At 61.3% G+C, this 18,894-nt stretch carries 20 protein-coding genes and 1 pseudogene; 10 read left to right on the forward strand and 11 right to left on the reverse strand.

All coding sequences use genetic code 11. From position 1 onward, the window contains the following. Nucleotides 1–27: 27 nt before the first annotated feature. The 7 genes from rsd to C4J87_RS25025 all read right to left on the reverse strand — a co-directional run bounded on the left by rsd (nt 28) and on the right by C4J87_RS25025 (nt 6,416). The gene (gene rsd, locus C4J87_RS25000; RefSeq protein ID WP_124368788.1) at nt 28–486 is read right to left on the reverse strand and encodes a sigma D regulator; all 459 of its coding nucleotides are present in this window, start codon (nt 484–486) and stop codon (nt 28–30) included. 217 nt (nt 487–703) lie between these two features. Then, nucleotides 704–1,216: a disulfide bond formation protein B gene (locus C4J87_RS25005; protein ID WP_124368789.1), complete on the reverse strand. Its 513-nt coding sequence runs from the start codon at nt 1,214–1,216 to the stop codon at nt 704–706. Between the two features lie 237 nt (nt 1,217–1,453). Then, the gene (locus C4J87_RS25010) at nt 1,454–2,695 is read right to left on the reverse strand and encodes a heme biosynthesis protein HemY (RefSeq protein WP_124368790.1); all 1,242 of its coding nucleotides are present in this window, start codon (nt 2,693–2,695) and stop codon (nt 1,454–1,456) included. Between the two features lie 5 nt (nt 2,696–2,700). Next, nucleotides 2,701–3,816, reverse strand: coding sequence for a uroporphyrinogen-III C-methyltransferase (locus C4J87_RS26500; protein WP_256679928.1), 1,116 nt, complete (start codon nt 3,814–3,816; stop codon nt 2,701–2,703). An 18-nt stretch (nt 3,817–3,834) separates the two neighbouring features. Then, nucleotides 3,835–4,593 (reverse strand): uroporphyrinogen-III synthase, encoded by a 759-nt coding sequence (locus C4J87_RS26505; RefSeq protein ID WP_256679929.1) that lies wholly within the window; start codon nt 4,591–4,593, stop codon nt 3,835–3,837. Next, on the reverse strand, nt 4,590–5,531 hold the full coding sequence (hemC, locus tag C4J87_RS25020; RefSeq protein WP_124364934.1) for a hydroxymethylbilane synthase: 942 nt from the start codon (nt 5,529–5,531) through the stop codon (nt 4,590–4,592). The genes C4J87_RS26505 and hemC overlap by 4 nt, the downstream gene beginning before the upstream one ends. Nucleotides 5,532–5,669: 138 nt before the next feature. Further along, nucleotides 5,670–6,416 (reverse strand): LytTR family DNA-binding domain-containing protein, encoded by a 747-nt coding sequence (locus C4J87_RS25025; RefSeq protein ID WP_124364935.1) that lies wholly within the window; start codon nt 6,414–6,416, stop codon nt 5,670–5,672. 503 nt (nt 6,417–6,919) lie between these two features. Here C4J87_RS25025 and argH point away from each other — a divergent pair. Next, nucleotides 6,920–8,314, forward strand: a complete 1,395-nt coding sequence (gene argH, locus C4J87_RS25030; protein WP_124368791.1) for an argininosuccinate lyase — start codon at nt 6,920–6,922, stop codon at nt 8,312–8,314. Nucleotides 8,315–8,352: 38 nt separating this feature from the next. Here argH and C4J87_RS25035 read toward each other — a convergent pair whose 3' ends face one another. Next, nucleotides 8,353–9,012 (reverse strand): glutathione S-transferase family protein, encoded by a 660-nt coding sequence (locus tag C4J87_RS25035; RefSeq protein WP_124368792.1) that lies wholly within the window; start codon nt 9,010–9,012, stop codon nt 8,353–8,355. A gap of 126 nt (nt 9,013–9,138) precedes the next feature. Here C4J87_RS25035 and C4J87_RS25040 point away from each other — a divergent pair, with 126 nt between their 5' ends. The 3 genes and pseudogenes from C4J87_RS25040 to C4J87_RS25050 all read left to right on the forward strand — a co-directional run bounded on the left by C4J87_RS25040 (nt 9,139) and on the right by C4J87_RS25050 (nt 12,784). Further along, nucleotides 9,139–9,423, forward strand: coding sequence for a hypothetical protein (locus C4J87_RS25040; RefSeq protein WP_124364938.1), 285 nt, complete (start codon nt 9,139–9,141; stop codon nt 9,421–9,423). A 97-nt stretch (nt 9,424–9,520) separates the two neighbouring features. Further along, nucleotides 9,521–9,774 (forward strand): annotated as a pseudogene (locus C4J87_RS25045) (TIGR02647 family protein). 169 nt (nt 9,775–9,943) lie between these two features. Further along, nucleotides 9,944–12,784 carry a class I adenylate cyclase gene (locus tag C4J87_RS25050; protein ID WP_124368793.1) on the forward strand — a complete coding sequence of 947 codons (2,841 nt, stop codon included), beginning with the start codon at nt 9,944–9,946 and terminating at the stop codon, nt 12,782–12,784. On the opposite strand, the gene rnk is transcribed toward C4J87_RS25050, so the two are convergent. The 3 genes from rnk to cyaY all read right to left on the reverse strand — a co-directional run bounded on the left by rnk (nt 12,781) and on the right by cyaY (nt 13,879). Then, complete coding sequence (gene rnk / locus C4J87_RS25055) at nt 12,781–13,194, reverse strand: nucleoside diphosphate kinase regulator (protein ID WP_124364940.1); 414 nt, start codon at nt 13,192–13,194, stop codon at nt 12,781–12,783. The genes C4J87_RS25050 and rnk overlap by 4 nt on opposite strands. 131 nt (nt 13,195–13,325) lie before the next feature. Further along, on the reverse strand, nt 13,326–13,544 hold the full coding sequence (locus C4J87_RS25060; RefSeq protein WP_124368794.1) for a DUF1289 domain-containing protein: 219 nt from the start codon (nt 13,542–13,544) through the stop codon (nt 13,326–13,328). A gap of 2 nt (nt 13,545–13,546) precedes the next feature. Then, on the reverse strand, nt 13,547–13,879 hold the full coding sequence (gene cyaY / locus C4J87_RS25065; protein ID WP_124364942.1) for an iron donor protein CyaY: 333 nt from the start codon (nt 13,877–13,879) through the stop codon (nt 13,547–13,549). A 238-nt stretch (nt 13,880–14,117) separates the two neighbouring features. Between cyaY and C4J87_RS25070 the strand changes: the two genes are divergently transcribed. From C4J87_RS25070 to C4J87_RS25095, 6 genes are read left to right on the forward strand one after another with little or no spacing between them, the layout of a single operon-like run. Continuing rightward, complete coding sequence (locus tag C4J87_RS25070) at nt 14,118–14,285, forward strand: lipoprotein (RefSeq protein ID WP_003195417.1); 168 nt, start codon at nt 14,118–14,120, stop codon at nt 14,283–14,285. Between the two features lie 9 nt (nt 14,286–14,294). Further along, nucleotides 14,295–15,542 (forward strand): diaminopimelate decarboxylase, encoded by a 1,248-nt coding sequence (gene lysA / locus C4J87_RS25075; RefSeq protein ID WP_124368795.1) that lies wholly within the window; start codon nt 14,295–14,297, stop codon nt 15,540–15,542. Nucleotides 15,543–15,545: 3 nt separating this feature from the next. Continuing rightward, nucleotides 15,546–16,376, forward strand: coding sequence for a diaminopimelate epimerase (gene dapF / locus C4J87_RS25080; protein WP_124368796.1), 831 nt, complete (start codon nt 15,546–15,548; stop codon nt 16,374–16,376). Nucleotides 16,377–16,389: 13 nt separating this feature from the next. Then, on the forward strand, nt 16,390–17,106 hold the full coding sequence (locus C4J87_RS25085; protein WP_124368797.1) for a DUF484 family protein: 717 nt from the start codon (nt 16,390–16,392) through the stop codon (nt 17,104–17,106). 2 nt (nt 17,107–17,108) lie between these two features. Beyond that, the gene (gene xerC / locus C4J87_RS25090; RefSeq protein ID WP_124368798.1) at nt 17,109–18,008 is read left to right on the forward strand and encodes a tyrosine recombinase XerC; all 900 of its coding nucleotides are present in this window, start codon (nt 17,109–17,111) and stop codon (nt 18,006–18,008) included. After that, complete coding sequence (locus C4J87_RS25095) at nt 18,005–18,700, forward strand: HAD family hydrolase (RefSeq protein WP_124368799.1); 696 nt, start codon at nt 18,005–18,007, stop codon at nt 18,698–18,700. Before xerC ends, C4J87_RS25095 begins: the two co-directional genes overlap by 4 nt. Nucleotides 18,701–18,894 lie beyond the last annotated feature (194 nt).

An 18,894-nucleotide genomic window follows, 5' to 3' on the forward strand; every position in this document is an offset into this window, starting at 1 on the left:
CACCGTTTTTAATTGCATCTCAACGCTTCATGCCGGTGTAGCCGGCTCTTCTTTGTGAGCGTTGTGCAGCACTTCAATCAGGCAATCTTCCAGTTCGAAGCGCTCATGCAACAGAGCGCCCAGCTCCTTGAATTTTTCAGCAACACACTTCCCCGCATCGCACAGGTCAGTGAACGCCAGCAGCTTTTCGGTGATGACATCGATGCGCGGGTAAAGGGTCTCTGCCAACTTCAGGCCACGCTGATCGTCGAACGCTTCTGCCTCCTTGGTCAGTTGCTCGTAGACGCCGAAATGACCTGCAGACACATAATCCACCAGCACTGCGCAGAAATCTTGCAGCGGCTCGCGCTTCTCGGCCAGTGCCTCTGGCTTGGCACCGAGCGCATCAAAGGCCCGAACCAGTTCGTGGCGTGCTTTCAACCAGCTGTCGATCAGCTTGTGCACCCCACCCCAGCGTTCCTGAGCATTCTGACAACTTTCCAGCATGATGATCTCTCTTCCCTATGGGGACGCTGCTGCCGTGTGCCCGTGCAACACTTCAAGGTTAAAGCGGCAGTCGGACAAGGCCACGCCTGACAAGCGGTTTCGATAACGCGTGCGGGCCAGATTATGCCCGCATCACTATGGCTTCAAGGTACGCAGGAGAGAAAGTTCATACAAGCGTTTAATCCCGTCCTACGACATGAACCGTATTTTCCTCGCTTTACGCTAGATAACGCCGACTGAGCAACAAGCGAGAAAGCGGCGTGGCACCCAGAATCAGCATCGCCACGAAAAACAACAGACTCCACTCCGGCAGGCTGAGGTCAAATAGCGTCCAATTGATTTCGACGCAATCGACAGTACCCTTGAAGACTGACCGAGCAGCCTGCCAAAACGACAGGTTTTCAATCATGTAATCAAGGGTTGGCCAGCACTTCGGCATTTGGTCCGACGCAGTGTTCTGCAGCAGCACCTGGCGCCCGGCGGTGACGGCGCCAAAAGCCGCACATCCCATGCTCGCCAGCCCATACACATACACGCCGGAGCGGCCAGGGTTATGAAGGGCCGCGATCAGGTTGATCAGTACAAAGGCGGCGAGCAACAACCGTTGCACCTGGCACAAAAAGCATGGCTGCAACAGTGCGCCATATTCCAGATAGAAAGACACGCCCAACGTCAGCGCACCGGCCATGAACGCCAGGAAAAACAAGGAGCGTAAGGGGGCCAAAGACATTGTTTATCCGCACCGCAAGAGATAGGTCGCTACGGTAGAGGAAAGGCCCGACCCCTTTCAATACGCCTTGGAGCAGACAATTCCGCTAAAACACAGGGAGATCCCGCCAGCACACTGAGGAAATCGCCCTTCAAGACGTAAGAATTGGTTACGAGCCCACTTAAGCCGAATGTTTACATAGGGTTATGGGATTGGCTTCTGGATCCGTCCGAGCCAACCCATCGCTCCTTTCCTACTTCAAGCTCGGGCGGGGGCTGGTAACGGTGAGGCCAGCAGACGATTGTCGAGTAACCCCAAGCCTTCCTGGAACAGCTGGTTGCTGCGTTCGGTATCACCCAATTGGGCCAGCAGGCGGGCCAATTCGGCGCAGGCTTCGGGATTGCGCTGCACCTGCAGGCTGCTTTCCAGATAATCACGTGCCTTACCCCACAGGCTGTTCTGCAGGCACAGACGGCCCAGCGTCAGCAACAGGCTGGCATCGCCCGGATGATCCTTCAGCCAGCCTTCGGCAAACTTCAACTGACGGGCCGGGTCGCTGCCGCGCAGCAGGCCGTAGAGCCGAATAAGATGGCTGTCGTAACTGCGCTTGAGCGCACCGCGCAGTGCTTCCTCGGCCTTGGCGTCCGCACCCAGTCGACGCAGTTGGTCAGCATACGCCAACACCAGTTGCGGCTCCTGACGCTGGGCTGAAGTCAGTTGCTCCCAGGCGCGATCAAGAGACCGCAAGCCGGCCTCGCCCGGCTCCTCACGGTGTGCGGCCAGGCTGAGGTTTTCTCCCCAGGCCCGGCGCTCCAGTTCGGCCAGTTCACTGGCCGGCAGCACCTTGTCCTTACGCAGTTCAGGCAACAGGCGAATCACCGCCGACCAATCACCGCGCTGCTGGTGCAGCCGCTGCAGCTGTCGCAGGACCTGGGCATTGTGAGGATGGCGCTCATGCATCGCCTGCAGGGTGACCAGGGCACCTTCAGTATCACCACGGTCCATCTGCAATTGCGCATGGCTCAAGGCAACGGCCAGTTCCGCCTGGGGCTGGCGAGCCAGCGCGCGCTCCAGCAAACCATCCGACTCTGCATAACGTCCCAGCTCATTGGCCGCACGCGCCGCACCAAGGTAATACAGTAGTGGTTGGCGCTCCGCTTCCGCAGCGCGGTGCAGGTGGCGTTCGGCACTGGCCCAGCGGCCTTCGGCCAGGTCCATCTGGCCTTGCTCGATTGCAATCTGCACACGGCGGCTGCGATTGCGCCGCGACCAGGGGTTGACCACGCCACCCGAGGCAGTGACCAGGCTCAGCAGGACGCGAAACAGATAGATCGCCAGGCCTATGGCAAACACCGCCACCAAGGTGGCCCACAGGCTCGATTCGTAATGCAGCACATGAGGATAGGTAATCAGCACGTAGCCGGTGTGTTTCGAAATACCCACGGCCAACGCCAGGGCGATCGCAATTGCCAGCACCAGGATCACATAGAAACGCTTCATCGGCTCTACTCCTGGGTCGCAGGCTTGGCAGCCGAAGCCTTGGCTTCGTCGGCAGACAGATGACGACGCTCAAGGTACGCCTGCACAGCCGCGAGGCTCGCGGCCAGGTCAGGCGTCACCACTGACACAGCCTTGGGCTCGAGCTCGGCGATACGCGCCAGCATCGCCTTGCTCTGCGGGTTGTCCTGGTTGAAGTTATCCTGCAGTACGCTGCGCGCTTCACCCAGCGACCGGCTATACACCGCCGATTCGCCGTTGAGTGCTGCCCACTGCGCTTGCTCCAGCGCCAGGCTCAGGGCCAGGCGCACCTGATTCAACCCTTGGCCCGCCAGCAGCGGACGAATGTTGTCATCGGGATTGAAGTCGATACGGAAATAACGGGATACCTGCTCCCACCATTGGCTCAACTGATTGCCCGTATCGCTGGTCGGGCGGCCCTGGGAAGCGGGCTCCGTGAGTTGATACTCCGGGGCGATCGCCGCCAGTTGCACCACTTGGTCGCGCAATGCGGCCAACTGCAGGTACAACCCGGTGCGGTCCGGCTGTTCGGTGCTGCGCAGCGCCGCCAGGCTCTTGGCCAGTTGCTCGCGCGCCGCGAACGCGCCGGGGTCGCTCTGCTCACGCAGAATCTCGTCGGCACCCTGGACCAGCGACTGAGCGCTGTTGATGTCCTGCAAGGCCGACAGACGCAAGCTGGCCAGACGAATCAGATGCTCGGCCTCGGCCAGGCGCCAATCCTTGCGGCTGGCACCCAGTACGGTTTCCAGGCGCTGGTTCAGGCGCTGCTGGTCACCCTGCAACTGTGCGACCAGGCGTCGGCGCTCTTCCAGCTCATCGGCGCCGGGCAATTGCGCCAGGCGGGCGGCCAACTGTTGCTGGCTCTGCTTGAGGCTCTGGGATTGCTCATCCAGGGTCTGTACCTGACCCAGTTGCTGCTGGCTGCTGGCTTGCAGGGCACGGACCTGCCAGATTCCCCAGCCGCCGGCGGCAACGCCCGCAGCGCCAAGCAGCAGAGCGACGACTGCCAGGCCATTGCCACGGCGTGGCGCGGCGACCGGCGTTCCGACCGGCGCATCGAGCGCGGGCTGAGCTTCATCTTTAGGCAAGGCTGTTTCGCTCACGTATCCGTCCTTTGCGTATCAGAGAGTGGGAACGGGATGACTCCCTAACGCCACTAACAAAGCCGCAGCACTCGCGCCGCGACAATCCACAACTTTTTCTGCGCCAGCGGCCCGCGCCATCTCGTAGACGCGCGGGCTGGGCACGAACAACGGCAGCTGCGCCACCTCAGGCCAATCGGAGCCGGCCACGGCCTGCAAGTGTAAAAAACCTTGCCCACTGCTGACCACCACGCCGTTCAAGCGTTCCAACTGGATGCGCTGCGTCAGTGCGCCTGGGTCGTAGGCCGCAAGCAAACGGCGATACAACTCCAGATAGTCGACACTAACACCTCGCTCGCGTAAACGCTCCGCGAGCAGCTCCCGACCGCCCTCGCCGCGCAGGATCAACACCCTGGCACCAGGGAGTGCGATAGCCTCGCGCAACGCCGGCAATTGAAGCAAGGCCTCGCTGTCGTCACCCGTTGGCGGATAGTGCACGTCCAGACCCTGCTCGGCCAGTATCTGTGCAGTTGCGGCACCGACACTGAACCACGGCAGTCGCGGCCAGGGCGCGCTCAATTGTTGCAGGGCAAGACGCGCCGCCGGCTTGCTCACCACGATCACTGCGCAGTAGCGCTGCAGCGCCCCGAAGACTGCCCGTTGCTCAGCAGTGACCGGCAAGGCTTCGATCTCCAGCAAGGGCAGCTGGCTGCTGAAAACACCCGCATCGGCCAATGTCGCCGCCAAGGCTGCCGATTCTTCGGCAGGCCGTGTGAGCAGCAATCGCCACGGGGTCACTGCGGGCCGGCCTCGCCGTAGACTTTTTGCAGAATGGCGCCAGCGCCCTTGCTCAGCAATTCCTCGGCGACCTGGATGCCCAGCGCCGTGGCCTCACGTTGCGGGCCGCGCACTTGCGCGGTCAGCAGCGTGCCGCCGTCCGGGTCCCCGACCAGGCCACGCAACCACAGGTTCTCACCTTCGAGCACGGCATAGCAGGCGATCGGTACCTGGCAGCCACCGTTGAGGTGCTTGTTCAGGGCACGCTCGGCGGTGACGCGAACCTCGGTGTCCGCGTGATCAAGCGGTTTGAGCAGTGCATGAATTTCGCTGTCGGCGGTGCGACATTCAACGCCGACCGCACCCTGCCCTCCAGCGGGCAAGCTGTCCTCGACGCTGATTGCATGGGTGATGCGGTCTTCGAAACCCAGGCGGATCAGGCCGGCCGCTGCGAGGATGATCGCGTCGTACTCACCCGCATCCAGCTTGGCCAGGCGCGTGTTGACGTTGCCGCGCAGAAAGCGGATCTGCAGGTCGGGGCGACGGGTCAGCAACTGGGCCTGGCGACGCAGGCTGGAGGTGCCCACGATGCTGCCCAGGGGCAAGTCATCCAGGGAGGCATAGGTGTTGGAAACAAAGGCATCGCGTGGGTCTTCGCGCTCGCAGATGCAAAAAAGGCCCAGGCCTTCAGGGAAATCCATGGGCACGTCTTTCATCGAATGCACGGCGATGTCGGCTTCGTTCTCCAGCAGCGCGGTCTCCAGTTCCTTGACGAACAAGCCCTTGCCGCCAATTTTCGACAGTGGCGAGTCCAGCAATTTATCGCCGCGACTGACCATGGGTACCAGGGTCACCCTGAGGCCAGGGTGAGCCTGCTCAAGGCGTGCTTTGACGTATTCGGCCTGCCATAAGGCCAGGGCACTTTTACGGGTGGCGATGCGGATTTCGCGAGAAGACATGGATCAATCCGTACTGAATAGATACGGCAGATAATAACAGCTCAGGCAAATACGCTTTGATTTGAATCAGCAAGTGCGGGGCCTCCCTGGCCGCGTCGCACCGGGATAAGGACTGCGCAGCTCGCCAGGGCCTCTGGGTTAAAGCTGCTGCATCATCTTGCGCACGCCGGCGACATGGCGCCGACTGACGATCAAGGCATCGCCATTGAGCCCCTTGAGGAACAGCTGAAAGTGCCCCAGAGGCGTGCGTTGCAAGCGTTCGATACGCTCACGGGCCACCAGCGCATTGCGATGGATACGCACGAAGCGGTCGCCGAATTCATCTTCCAGGGCTTTGAGCGGCTCATCGAGCAACACTTCGCCGGCTTCGTGGCGCAAGGTCACGTATTTATGGTCGGCGATAAAATAAACCACCTGACCGAGGGGAATCAGCTCGATGCCCTTGCGGGTGCGTGCACTGATATGGCTGCGGGGGCCGTTACCACTCTGGGCGGCAGGCTGGGTCAGGGCTGCGAGCTGAACACGGCTGGGGCGCTCGGCTTTCTTCAAGGCCTTGAGCAATGCTTCGCCAGTCACCGGTTTGACGAGAAAACTGACACCGCTGTCTTCCAGCGTCTGTGCAGAAAACTCTTCCTCGGCCGCGCATAACACCACGGCAGGGGGCGACTCGCGCTCGCTCAGGCGGGCGGCAACTTGCAGACCATCGAGGCCCGGCATACGGATATCGAGCAACACCACATCCGGCTTGAGGCTGTCGATCAACGTCAACGCCTCCTCGCCGCTGGTGGCGCTCGGCTCAAGGACTGTATAACCCTCGAGTTCACTGACCAGACGGCTCAGTCGCTCGCGGGCTTGGGGTTCGTCATCAACGATCAGGACATTCATATAGCGCTGGATTCCTGCGTGAGTCTCGCACAAGGATAGCGTAGACAGGTGCGGTGACTTGCGTCACAGCGATCCACGCTAAGACTAGCGCGAGCGGCAAAAAGTGCCCTGGGAGCGGCACCCAAATTTACCCGGACCTGTTCAATAGCGCCCAAGACCCGCTGCATTCGCGCAGCGTCGTAGGGTTTGCTGATACACAATCCGAATACCCCCCTTTTTTAATGGATAGTCTGGGCTCTGACCGCATGACCCGACTTTGGTGCATTCGCACACTCTCAGTCCAACTGTAGACGCTCGCTGAGACGATATTGCTCAATCGTCAAATATCGTTTCAATAAGAACCTGCTCCCAGTCTCGTCCCGGACGCGGTCGGCGGCAAGGCACTTAGCCATCCTTTGCACAAATAAAATTGCCGTCCGCCCACAGCACCGCGTCTGCGGACAACCCTGTTATTATCGGCGGCACACCTCCACGCCTCTTTTAAGCAGATCACGAGCGAATCCATGAGCACCGACAAGACCAACCAGTCCTGGGGCGGCCGCTTCAGTGAACCCGTCGACGCCTTCGTCGCGCGCTTCACCGCCTCCGTCACCTTCGACCAGCGCCTGTACCGCCACGACATCATGGGCTCCATCGCCCATGCCACGATGCTGGCCAAGGTCGGCGTACTCACCGACGCCGAGCGCGACAGCATCATCGATGGCCTGACCACCATCCGTGGCGAGATCGAAGCCGGTACGTTCGACTGGCGCGTCGACCTGGAAGACGTGCACATGAACATCGAGGCTCGCCTCACTGATCGCATCGGTGTGACCGGCAAAAAGCTGCACACCGGTCGCAGCCGTAACGACCAGGTGGCCACCGATATCCGCCTGTGGCTGCGCGATGAAATCGACTTGATCCTGGCTGAAATCACCCGCTTGCAGAAAGGTTTGCTGGAACAGGCCGAGCGTGAATCGGACACCATCATGCCCGGTTTCACTCACCTGCAGACCGCTCAGCCCGTGACCTTCGGCCACCATCTGCTGGCCTGGTTCGAAATGCTCAGCCGCGATTACGAGCGCCTGGTGGATTGCCGCAAGCGCACCAACCGCATGCCGTTGGGCAGCGCCGCGCTGGCGGGCACCACCTACCCGATCGACCGTGAGTACACCGCGCAGCTGCTGGGTTTCGACGCCGTCGGCGGCAACTCCCTGGACGGTGTGTCGGACCGTGATTTCGCCATCGAATTCTGCGCCGCCGCGAGCATCGCGATGATGCACCTGTCGCGCTTCTCCGAAGAGCTGGTGCTGTGGACCAGCGCGCAATTCCAGTTCATCGACCTGCCAGACCGTTTCTGCACCGGCAGTTCGATCATGCCGCAAAAGAAAAACCCCGACGTGCCCGAGCTGGTGCGTGGCAAGAGCGGCCGCGTATTCGGCGCACTGATGGGCCTGCTGACCCTGATGAAAGGCCAGCCGCTGGCCTACAACAAGGATAACCAGGAAGACAAGGAGCCGCTGTTCGACGCCGCCGACACCCTGCGCGACTCGCTGCGTGCGTTTGCCGACATGATCCCGGCGATCAGGCCCAAGCACGCGATCATGCGCGAAGCAGCCTTGCGGGGTTTCTCCACCGCGACCGACTTGGCCGACTACCTGGTGCGGCGTGGCCTGCCGTTCCGTGACTGCCATGAAATCGTGGGCCATGCCGTGAAATACGGCGTGGACACCGGCAAGGACCTGGCTGAAATGAGCCTGGAAGAATTGCGCCAGTTCAGCGACCAGATCGAGCAGGACGTGTTCGCCGTGCTGACCCTGGAAGGCTCGGTGAATGCCCGTAATCACGTAGGCGGCACCGCGCCGGCGCAGGTGAAGGCAGCAGTGGTACGCGGCAAGGCCCTGCTCGCCAGCCGCTGAATAAAATGTGGGAGGGGCCAGCCCCCTCCCACACTTGATCACTTTTTAGCCGCAATCATCGCCATAAACCCAGGCATCGCCGCCTGCCGGTCCGCCTCGACCTTTTGCGCATTGGGCATCGCATTCAAACGCTCCAGCAGCGCCTTCGCCGCTGGCATTTCAGCCAGCAAATCCAGCCCAAACAGTTTCTCGCCCACGGCACAGGCGAGGTTCATGCTGTACATGAAATACAGATCGGCAATGGTGAAGCGCTCCCCTGCTACATAAGGCGCGAACTTGCCGTGCCGGCCTAACGTACCGACGCCAAGCAACAATTCGGCTCGGGCTTTCTCCTTGATCGCCTCCGGCACATGCATGCCAAAGAACGCCTCGGCGAAGCACGCCCGTGCGGGCAATTCAATGTACAACTCGATCTCCCTGCACAACGCCAGCACCTGGGCGCGCTGAAACGGCTCGGCCGGCAGCAGCGCAGGCCCTTCCTGAGTCTGCTCGATGTATTCGAGGATCACGCTGGTTTCATTGATGAAGCCTTGCTTGACGCCGAGCACCGGCACTTTGCCTCGTGGGCTTACCGCCAGGGCTTCAGGCGTTTGTCCTGCATAAAAAGGCACCTCTTCGAAAGGCAGGCCTTTCTCCATCAGCGCCAGCTTGACCATGTTGTAGTAGTTGCTGACCGAAAAACCGTAGAGCTTGAGCATTGCGAACGCCTCCAGGCCGGGTGTGGGGTTGGCTGCAAGCGTTATAGACGCTGAGGCACGGCCTGACCAGCAGCATCACCCGCCTGAATGGAGTTAGACTGGCGCCCTTTCCTTGAGGAGCCTGCCATGAGCGAGCCGACCGATATCGACAATGACGAAGAAGAATTCACCGAAAACACGCTGATCGAAGCGATTGAAAACCAGATCGAAAGCGACAACCCGCCAGCAGCCAAGGCCACGTTCAACAAACTGACGCTGGTCGGTTATGAGCGCGAAGAGATTCTGAATCTCATGGCCCATGTGCTGGCCTTCGAGATCGATGCAATGCTGGACGAAGACCGCGCTTTTGATACCCAGTGGTATGAAACAGCGCTGCGAGCATTGCCTGAGTTGCCGCCGGAAAAACAATAACCCTCGGCCGCGCAGCAACACGCTGGACAGTTCGGCAAAGTGCGTTCACCTTATGGCCTGCTAGCCTCTAATAAATTTTAGAAAGTCTGGAGTCCTTATGTCGTATACCCCTGAGTTGGTTGCCGAACTGGAAATCCTTGTACTCTTCCCCTGGACAGCACCAAGGAAGGTCTGAAAGTCCATCAGACCGCCGCCCCCACCGCCATCGCCGCTGCCAAGCGTCTCCATGCGAAAGGGCTTATCGACCAACCGGATGGAGGCTATCTGACCAGCCTTGGCCGGGACGCCGCCGAGCAAGCGCAGACCTTGCTGACTATCTTGACCACCGCCTCCACCAAAGAAGCCGCCTGACACCTGATCCCGCCCATGGAGTCCGCCCCGCTGCGGATTCCACGGGCGTTGCTGTGCAAGGTGCAAAATTCTAGCGCCAACCGCCATTTCCCTCTAAACCTCCTACGCTACTGTCTGTAAACTCCTACACGGCCGCCCACGTCGGGCCCTGCGAGCCACCGAATTCGACATGACCCGCACCCATGAAATCCGCCCCGACCTGGACGAAGGCATCGACCGTAAGGTGCTGACCCAATTGCGCGCGCGTTTCATGGCCCTCAATGAAGGCCGCATGGCCCGGACCGTCGAAGGGTTGACCCCGCGCCAACAAAGCGTGCTCACCTTGTTGCCGCTGTTTTTCCACGTTAATCACCCTTTGCTGCCGGGCTATGTCTCCAGCGGCACACCGGCCGGGCTGTCGAATTTCGAACCTGATGCCCAGGCCCTGGCCGAAGCCCAGCGCCTGACCCGTTCGTTCTCCTACAAGCCGCGCCATGGCAACCCGCCCCGCCCGATCCACGGCCTGTTCCTGATGGGCAGCCTGGGCACGTTGGCCCAGGCGGATCAGAGCGATATGGACGTGTGGGTGTGTCACGCTCCGGACCTGAATGAAAACGAACTGGCCGAGCTGCGCAAGAAGTGCCAACTGCTGGAAGCCTGGGCCCAGAGCATGGGTGCCGAGGCGCATTTCTTTCTGATCGAACCGACGCGCTTTGTGCTCGGTGAACGGGACACCCAACTGAGTTCCGACGATTGCGGCACCACCCAGCACTATTTGCTGCTGGACGAGTTCTACCGCACCGCCATCTGGCTGGCCGGACGCACGCCGATCTGGTGGCTGGTCCCGGTGTACGAAGAAAGCCGCTACGCCGAGTTCACCCACACGCTGATCTCCAAACGCTTCATTCGCGCCGACGAAACCCTCGACCTCGGCCATCTGGCGCGCATTCCTCCAGGGGAATTCATCGGCGCCGGGCTGTGGCAACTGTTCAAGGGCATCGAGTCGCCCTATAAATCGGTGCTCAAGCTGCTGCTGACCGAGGTCTACGCCAGCGAACATCCCAACGTGCACTGCCTGAGCCTGCGCTTCAAGCGCGCGGTGTTTGCCAATCAGCTGGACCTGGACGAGCTGGACCCGTACATCGTGGTCTACCGCCGCATCGAGGAATACCTCAAGGCCCGCAATGAACCCGAGCGTCTGGAACTGGTACGGCGCAGCCTGTACCTGAAGGTCAATCGCAAGCTCAGCGCCGGCCAGCGAACCGCCAGTTGGCAACGACTGCTACTGGAGCGCCTGGCCGATGAGTGGGGTTGGGACCAGCGCCAACTGGCCCTGCTGGACAGCCGCAGCCAATGGAAGGTGCGTCAGGTCGCTTCCGAGCGCCGTGCCCTGGTCAACGAGCTGAACTACAGCTACCGCTTCCTCACCCAGTTCGCTCGTACGGAACAGACCGTCAGCCTGATCAACAAGCGCGACCTCAATGTGCTGGGCCGGCGCTTGTACGCAGCCTTTGAGCGCAAGGCCGGCAAGGTCGAGTTCATCAACCCCGGGATTGCCCCGGACCTGGCCGAAGACACCCTGACCCTGGTGCACTCCCCTAACCGCAAGGAGCCGGGCCAGCACCACTGGGGCCTGTATAACGGCAACCTCACGGCTCTGGAATGGGAGCACTTCGCGCCGATCAAACGCAGCCGCGACCTGCTGGAAATGCTCACCTGGTGCCATCGCAACGGTGTGATCGACAGCAGCACGCGCCTGGCGCTGCACCCAGGCGCCAGCGACATGACCGAGTTCGAGTTGTTCAACCTGCTGGGCAGCCTGCAACAGACCATCGCCCTGCCCCTGGCCAGCGTCGATGAGGCGCGCCTGTTGCGTTCGGCGGTACCGGAAGAAGTGCTGTTGCTGATCAACGTCGGCGTCGACCCACTCAAGCATCACCGCGACCTGAACATTCTGATGACCACCGAGCGCACCGACTCCCTGAGTTACGCCGGCGTGCGTGAAAACCTGGTACTGACCCTGGACCAGGTCACGCTCAATAGCTGGAACGAGGTGATGGTCAGCCGCTACGACGGGCCCCATGCGCTGCTCGACTGCCTGCGCGACTACCTCAACCAACTGCCGCCGGCTCATTTGCCGCGGTTGCGGGTGCGCTGTTTCTGTCACAACCGAGCGCAGTTCATTGCCCAGCGCGTCGAAGAAATATTCGACACCGCACAGCATCTGCTGCTCGGCCAAAGCAACCACCGCTACCTGCTCCAGGTGCAGCAGCACTATCACGTCATGGAACTGATTCCCGGCCAGGCCACCCACGTGTCACTGCCGACCCAGGACGCCTTGGTCGCCTACCTCAGCGAAGAGCTGGCCAGCTACAGCCCGTGGCACCTGGACGCCATGGCGCTGGAAGACCACGACCTGGCGCTGCTGCTGCCCATGGGCCAGGCCGATTGCATACAAGTGTTCTACCGGGTCAATGAAGGCTTCGCCGAACTGTATGTGCTCGACGAATTCAACGCGCTCTGGCAGCAGCGCTTGCCGTTTCATGATGAACAGAGCCTGTTGGCACCGCTGCAGCGGTTCCTGCTGTCGATCATCTATCGCCGCGAAGCGCTGTCACCGCTGGACACCCAACAGCCGCTGGGCGAAGTACAAACGCTGTACTACCAACTATTGCCATCGGGCAGCGCCCGCGCACGCGTTGTCGAACCAAGGCCGGCGCCGCAACACCCGGCCAACAAGCCGTTTTATGACGTGCAGGCGATTATCGGCAAGGCGGCGCCCGGCCAGGTGGGTGTCACGCTGTACTGCAATCAGCGGGAATTTTCCGAAATGGAGTTTGGCGACCAGCTGTTTGCGGTGGTCGCCCGGGAGATCATCGGGCAACGCCGGGAACCCGAGCGTTACCGTTGCTACATCACCGACCTCGATCTGTCGGGCCTGCTCGGCGACGTGCAAAGCCCGAGCAATCTGTACCTGCGCTACAAGGCCGAGCTGGAGCTCGCGCTCAATGAAGCCCTGAGCCAGATTTAAAGCGGGAAGGCGCCGCCGTCTTTGGGCTGGCCTTCGACACTCAGCAATTCAAGCTTGAGGGTCTTGCCGCCCGGTGCAGGCCAATCGATGTGCTGGCCCACTTGCAGGCCGAGCAAAGCACTGCCGACCGGCGCCAGGATCGAGATCTTGCCTTCGTCGGCGTTCGCGTCCTTGGGGTAAACCAGGGTCAGGTGATAGTCCTTGCCACTGCCTTGTTCACGGCAATGCACGCTGGAGTTCATGGTCACGACAGTTGCAGGCACTTCATCGTGACCAACCACGTCTTCGGCGCGGTCGAGTTCGGCCTGCAACGCTTCGACGCCGGGAAACTCGTCGCCCAAGCGGTCGATCAGTTGCTCCAGACGCTGCACGTCAAGACGGGTAAGAATGATGGACGGTGCGGTGGTCATGATTCAGGCAGACTCCTTTTTTCTGCACAAAAAAGCAAAACCCCGCCAGGAAAAGGCGGGGTTCTCACGGGCCTCGATGAGTTGAGGCGTACCCGGACACTACCACAGCGTCACAAATAAACAAGATGGCGTCAGGCGTGGGCCCGGCGCTGCTCGGCCTGCGCGCAGATCACTCGACGCCGGGCATCGTCGGCGGAGCGCCATTCACGGATGTCTTCGACATGCCGGAAGCAGCCGAGGCAGATTTTTTGCTCATCCAGGCGACACAAACTGATACAAGGCGACGGCACCGCCGGGCTGACGTTGCTGAACAGCGGCTTGGGCGGGCGTACGGGAGCAGGCTGGGTCACTGTCAGATCTCGTCGAAGTCCAGCTCGGCGCCGGTATATTCCTCGACCAGCCGCGTGAGCATCTCGCCCAGCAACTCTTCACTTTTGTCGCACTGCCATTTGCCGCTGTCTTCGTCATAGTCAAAGTGAACGCCACCGGAGCGCGCCGCCAGCCACAACTGACGCAGCGGTTCCTGGCGACTGAAGATCAGTTGCTGGCCGCTCTCGAATTTGACGGTCAGCACACCGGCCGAGTTTTCCAGATCCACATCCAGGTCGCTGTCGTCGAAAATATCTTCCAGCTTCTCCTGGGTGGCATCCACCAAGTCGTGAAAACGGGCTTCGGTCAAACTCATTGTGGCAACCTCAAAAGTGTCTGGTTCTGCTCAAGCGCCGCACGATACGGACGCGCCCCGCCGATTGCAAAGGATACCGATTTCAACGCGATTGACTGCGTGAAATATCCTCAAACAGCGTAGTCCGCTTCCCGACCCTCTCAGCAAACCCCCGCCGGACGGGTATTGCGGCGCATAGGCAAGCTGGCGGGTGGTCGGTATACTCGGGCGCAATTAATGCATATTCAAGGATTTCGCCATGAAGCGCCTGATCTCTTCCCTTGCTGCGCTCGTCGCGGTCGCTTGCCTCGTTAGTGCCTGTGGTCAAAAAGGCCCGCTGTACCTGCCCGACGACAGCAAAGACCCGAACGAACAGGCGCAGTCGTCGCAAAAGCCATCGAAAGCGCACAAGCACGACACTTACTAAGGGACCCTCATGGACGCTTTTAACTACCGGGACGGCGAGCTGTTCGCGGAAGGCGTGGCGCTGTCTGCGATTGCCGAGCGCTTTGGCACCCCGACGTATGTGTATTCCCGTGCACATATCGAAGTGCAATACCGCTCGTTCACCGACCCGCTGGAAGGCGTGCCGCACCTGGTGTGCTACGCGGTGAAAGCCAACTCCAACCTGGGTGTACTCAATGTCCTGGCGCGTCTGGGTGCTGGTTTTGACATTGTGTCCCGTGGCGAACTCGAACGTGTATTGGCCGCCGGTGGCCAGGCCGACAAGATCGTGTTCTCCGGCGTCGGCAAGAGCCGCGAAGACATGCGCCGCGCCCTGGAAGTGGGTGTGCACTGCTTCAACATCGAGTCCACCGACGAGCTGGAGCGCCTGCAGGTCGTGGCCGCCGAAATGGGCGTTCGCGCGCCGATCTCCCTGCGCGTCAACCCGGACGTCGATGCGGGCACCCACCCGTACATTTCCACCGGCCTCAAGGAGAACAAGTTCGGCATCGCCATTGTCGACGCCGAAGACGTGTACATCCGCGCCGCCCAATTGCCGAACCTGGACGTGTTGGGTGTCGACTGCCATATCGGCTCGCAACTGACCACCCTGCCGCCGTTCCTGGATGCGCTCGACCGCCTGCTGGCGCTGATCGACCGCCTCGGCGATTGCGGCATCTACCTGCACCACATCGATCTGGGTGGCGGTGTGGGCGTGCGGTATCGCGATGAAGAACCGCCGTTGATCGCCGACTACATCAAGGCTGTGCGCGAGCGTATCGAAGGCCGCGACCTGACGCTGATGTTCGAGCCGGGCCGCTACATCGTCGCCAATGCCGGTTTGCTGCTCACCCAGGTCGAGTACCTCAAGCACACCGAACACAAGGACTTCGCCATCGTCGACGCGGCGATGAACGACCTGATCCGCCCGGCGCTGTACCAGGCCTGGATGAATGTCAGCGCCGTGGTCCCTCGCGACAGCGAAACGCGCGCGTACGACATCGTCGGCCCGATCTGTGAGACCGGCGACTTCCTGGCCAAGGATCGTCAACTGGCCCTGGAGGAAGGCGACCTGCTGGCCGTGCATTCGGCCGGTGCCTATGGGTTTGTCATGAGTTCCAACTACAACACGCGCGGGCGAGCCGCCGAGGTGCTGGTGGACGGTGATCAAGCGTTCGAAGTGCGTCGCCGCGAGACGGTAGCCGAGTTGTATGCTGGCGAAAGCCTGCTGCCGGAGTAAGCCATGCTGCTGCGTTTTACCAAGATGCACGGGCTGGGCAATGACTTCATGGTTCTCGACCTGGTCAGCCAGCACGCACACATCCTGCCCAAGCACGCCAAACAATGGGGCGACCGGCATACCGGTGTCGGCTTCGACCAATTATTGCTGGTGGAAGCGCCGACCAACCCGGAGGTGGATTTCCGTTATCGGATCTTCAACTCCGATGGCTCTGAAGTGGAACAGTGCGGCAACGGTGCGCGCTGCTTTGCGCGCTTCGTGCTGGACAAGCGCCTGACCGCCAAGCGCCAGATTCGCGTCGAAACCAAGGGCGGCGTGATCGAACTGGATATCCGCAGTGACGGCCAGATCAGCGTCAACATGGGCGCGCCACGCCTGGTGCCGGCGGACATTCCGTTCCAGGCGCCCGAGCAGGCCCTCAGTTATGCGCTGGAGGTGGACGGTACCCGCGTGGATATCGCCGCCGTGTCCATGGGCAATCCCCATGCGGTGCTGCGGGTCAATGACATCAACAATGCGCCCGTGCATGAACTGGGGCCGAAGATCGAGCATCACCCGCGCTTTCCGGCGCGGGTCAATGTGGGCTTCCTGCAGGTGATCGACCGTTCCCGCGCGCAATTGCGTGTGTGGGAGCGCGGCGCCGGCGAAACCCAGGCCTGCGGCACCGGTGCCTGCGCCGCTGCCGTGGCCGCGATCAGCCAGGGGTGGATGGATTCACCGCTGCTGATCGACCTGCCGGGTGGGCGCTTGTCCATCGAATGGGCAGGCCCTGGCCACCCGGTGATGATGACCGGGCCGGCCTCGCGTGTATACGAAGGACAGGTCCGTCTATGAGTGAGCCAAACTAATGACCGATAAGCCTCAAGTACCCGCACAAATCACCCCAAGTGAAAGCCTGGAGGCCGCTGCAGTCGCGGCGTACCTTGAGGCTCATCCGGACTTCTTCGTCGAGCACGAAGAATTGCTCCCGGCATTGCGCATCCCTCACCAGCGCGGCGATACCGTGTCGTTGGTGGAGCGGCAAATGCAGATCCTGCGCGAGCGCAATATCGAAATGCGCCACCGGCTCTCGCACCTGATGGATGTGGCCCGCGACAACGATCGCCTGTTCGACAAGACTCGTCGCCTGATCCTGACCCTGATGGACGCCGCCAGCCTGGAAGAAACGGTGATAGCTGTGGAAGACAGCCTGCGCCAGGACTTCCAGGTGCCGTTTGTCAGCCTGATCCTGTTCAGCGATAACCCGATGCCGGTGGGTCGCTGGGTCAGCGGTGGCGAAGCGCAAACCGCCATCGGCGGCCTGCTTTCCGAAGGCAAGACCATCAGCGGCACCCTGCGCGAGCATGAACTGGACTTCCTGTTTGGTGCCGAACAGCGCCAACAGATCGGCTCCACCGCCGTGGTCGCCCTCAGCCATCAAGGCCTGCATGGCGTACTGGCCATCGCCAGCCGCGATCCTGCGCATTACAAAAGCTCGGTGGGCACCCTGTTTTTGACCTACATCGCCGAAGTGCTGGGCCGCGTATTGCCGCGTTTCACCACTGCCCTGCGCGCGGTGCGCTAGCCATGGAACGGCAACTGGACGCTTACTGCGCTCACCTGCGCAACGAGCGCCAGGTGTCGCCTCATACCCTGGAAGCCTACCGGCGGGACTTGAACAAGGTCCTGGCCTATTGCGAAAAGCAGCAGATCGCCAGCTGGAAAGCCCTGGATATCCAGAGCCTGCGCAGCCTGGTCGCACGGCTGCACCAGCAAGGCCAGTCCTCGCGCAGTTTGTCGCGCCTGCTGTCGGCGGTGCGCGGCCTCTATCACTACCTGAACCGCGAAGGCCTGTGTGACCACGACCCGGCCAATGGCCTGTCGCCGCCCAAAGGCGAGCGCCGCCTGCCCAAGACCCTGGACACCGACCGCGCTCTGCAACTGCTCGATGGTGCGGTCGAGGATGACTTCCTGGCGCACCGCGACCAGGCGATCCTCGAGTTGTTCTATTCCTCGGGCCTGCGCCTGTCCGAGCTGACCGGACTGGACCTCGATCAACTCGACCTGGCGGATGGGCTGGTGCAGGTGCTGGGTAAAGGCAGCAAGACGCGGGTGCTGCCCGTCGGCAGAAAAGCCCGTGAAGCCCTGCAACTATGGTTGCCGTTGCGGGCGCTGGCCAATCCGCAAGACGACGCGGTATTTATCAGCCAACAGGGCCGACGCCTGGGGCCACGGGCCATTCAGTTGCGCGTAAAAGCCGCCGGCGAGCGCGAACTGGGGCAGAACCTGCACCCGCATATGCTCAGGCACTCCTTTGCCAGCCATATGCTGGAGTCGTCCCAGGACCTGCGCGCGGTACAGGAGCTGCTCGGCCACTCCGACATCAAGACCACGCAGATCTACACCCACCTCGACTTCCAGCACCTGGCAACGGTGTACGACAGCGCCCATCCACGGGCCAAACGCATCAAGGGCGGCGACTCATGAGCATCAAGCTGATCACCTTCGACCTGGACGACACGCTCTGGGACAACGTACCCGTCATCATCAGCGCCGAAGCGTCAATGCGCGAATGGTTGGCGCTCAACGCATCCAAGGTCGGCGACTTGCCCCTGGAACATTTCGCCAGCCTGCGCCAACAGGTGCTGCAACGTCATCCTGAACTCAAACACCGCATCAGTATCCTGCGCCATCGGGTGTTGATGCATGCGTTTGAGGAGGCAGGTTATCCACAGCCTGAAGCCACGGAAATGGCCGACGTGTGTTTTGAAGCGTTCATTCATGCGCGGCATCAACTCACCGTCTTCCCCGAAGCCGAGCCGATGCTCAAAGCCCTGCGCCAGCACTTCCTGCTCGGGGTGATCACCAATGGCAATGCCGACGTACAACGCGTAGGCCTGGCGGACTACTTTCACTTTGCCTTGCGTGCCGAGGATATCGGCATCGCCAAGCCGGATGCGCGGTTGTTTCAGGAGGCATTGCAGCGCGGCGGCGTGAAGGCCGAAGCGGCGGTGCATGTTGGCGATCATCCGGGCGATGACATTGCCGGGGCGCAACAGGCGGGGCTGCGCGCCGTCTGGTTCAACCCGGCGGGCAAGGCGTGGGAAGGGGATAAACTCCCGGATGCGCAAATTCGCAGCCTGACGGAGCTACCGCAATTGCTCCGCAGCTGGCAGTAACGACAGAGATCCAAATGTGGGAGGGGCCTTAAAGGGGTTCCCTGTAGGAGCGAGCTTGCTCGCGAAAAACGCCCAGGCAACGCGTTCATTCTGGATGAACGAGGGAGCCCTGAGTTCTTCGCGAGCAAGCTCGCTCCTACAAAAAGCCTTCACTGACTGGCATTAGGGCTTGCCCCTCCCACATCTGGATCACC

The sequence above is a fragment of the Pseudomonas sp. R1-43-08 genome, assembly GCF_003852255.1.
In the GTDB taxonomy this organism is placed as follows: domain Bacteria; phylum Pseudomonadota; class Gammaproteobacteria; order Pseudomonadales; family Pseudomonadaceae; genus Aquipseudomonas.

What these genes read in the sequence shown, in the direction of transcription:
- xerC (WP_124368798.1), top strand. Translation starts at nt 17,109, where the DNA reads ATGGAACGGCAACTGGACGCTTACTGCGCTCACCTGCGCAACGAGCGC.
- C4J87_RS25095 (WP_124368799.1), top strand. Translation starts at nt 18,005, where the DNA reads ATGAGCATCAAGCTGATCACCTTCGACCTGGACGACACGCTCTGGGAC.
- rsd (WP_124368788.1), bottom strand. Translation starts at nt 486, where the DNA reads ATGCTGGAAAGTTGTCAGAATGCTCAGGAACGCTGGGGTGGGGTGCAC.
- hemC (WP_124364934.1), bottom strand. Translation starts at nt 5,531, where the DNA reads ATGTCTTCTCGCGAAATCCGCATCGCCACCCGTAAAAGTGCCCTGGCC.
- lysA (WP_124368795.1), top strand. Translation starts at nt 14,295, where the DNA reads ATGGACGCTTTTAACTACCGGGACGGCGAGCTGTTCGCGGAAGGCGTG.
- C4J87_RS25070 (WP_003195417.1), top strand. Translation starts at nt 14,118, where the DNA reads ATGAAGCGCCTGATCTCTTCCCTTGCTGCGCTCGTCGCGGTCGCTTGC.
- cyaY (WP_124364942.1), bottom strand. Translation starts at nt 13,879, where the DNA reads ATGAGTTTGACCGAAGCCCGTTTTCACGACTTGGTGGATGCCACCCAG.
- C4J87_RS25005 (WP_124368789.1), bottom strand. Translation starts at nt 1,216, where the DNA reads ATGTCTTTGGCCCCCTTACGCTCCTTGTTTTTCCTGGCGTTCATGGCC.
- C4J87_RS25025 (WP_124364935.1), bottom strand. Translation starts at nt 6,416, where the DNA reads ATGAATGTCCTGATCGTTGATGACGAACCCCAAGCCCGCGAGCGACTG.
- C4J87_RS25085 (WP_124368797.1), top strand. Translation starts at nt 16,390, where the DNA reads ATGACCGATAAGCCTCAAGTACCCGCACAAATCACCCCAAGTGAAAGC.
- C4J87_RS25035 (WP_124368792.1), bottom strand. Translation starts at nt 9,012, where the DNA reads ATGCTCAAGCTCTACGGTTTTTCGGTCAGCAACTACTACAACATGGTC.
- C4J87_RS25010 (WP_124368790.1), bottom strand. Translation starts at nt 2,695, where the DNA reads ATGAAGCGTTTCTATGTGATCCTGGTGCTGGCAATTGCGATCGCCCTG.
- C4J87_RS25040 (WP_124364938.1), top strand. Translation starts at nt 9,139, where the DNA reads ATGAGCGAGCCGACCGATATCGACAATGACGAAGAAGAATTCACCGAA.
- rnk (WP_124364940.1), bottom strand. Translation starts at nt 13,194, where the DNA reads ATGACCACCGCACCGTCCATCATTCTTACCCGTCTTGACGTGCAGCGT.
- C4J87_RS25050 (WP_124368793.1), top strand. Translation starts at nt 9,944, where the DNA reads ATGACCCGCACCCATGAAATCCGCCCCGACCTGGACGAAGGCATCGAC.
- argH (WP_124368791.1), top strand. Translation starts at nt 6,920, where the DNA reads ATGAGCACCGACAAGACCAACCAGTCCTGGGGCGGCCGCTTCAGTGAA.
- dapF (WP_124368796.1), top strand. Translation starts at nt 15,546, where the DNA reads ATGCTGCTGCGTTTTACCAAGATGCACGGGCTGGGCAATGACTTCATG.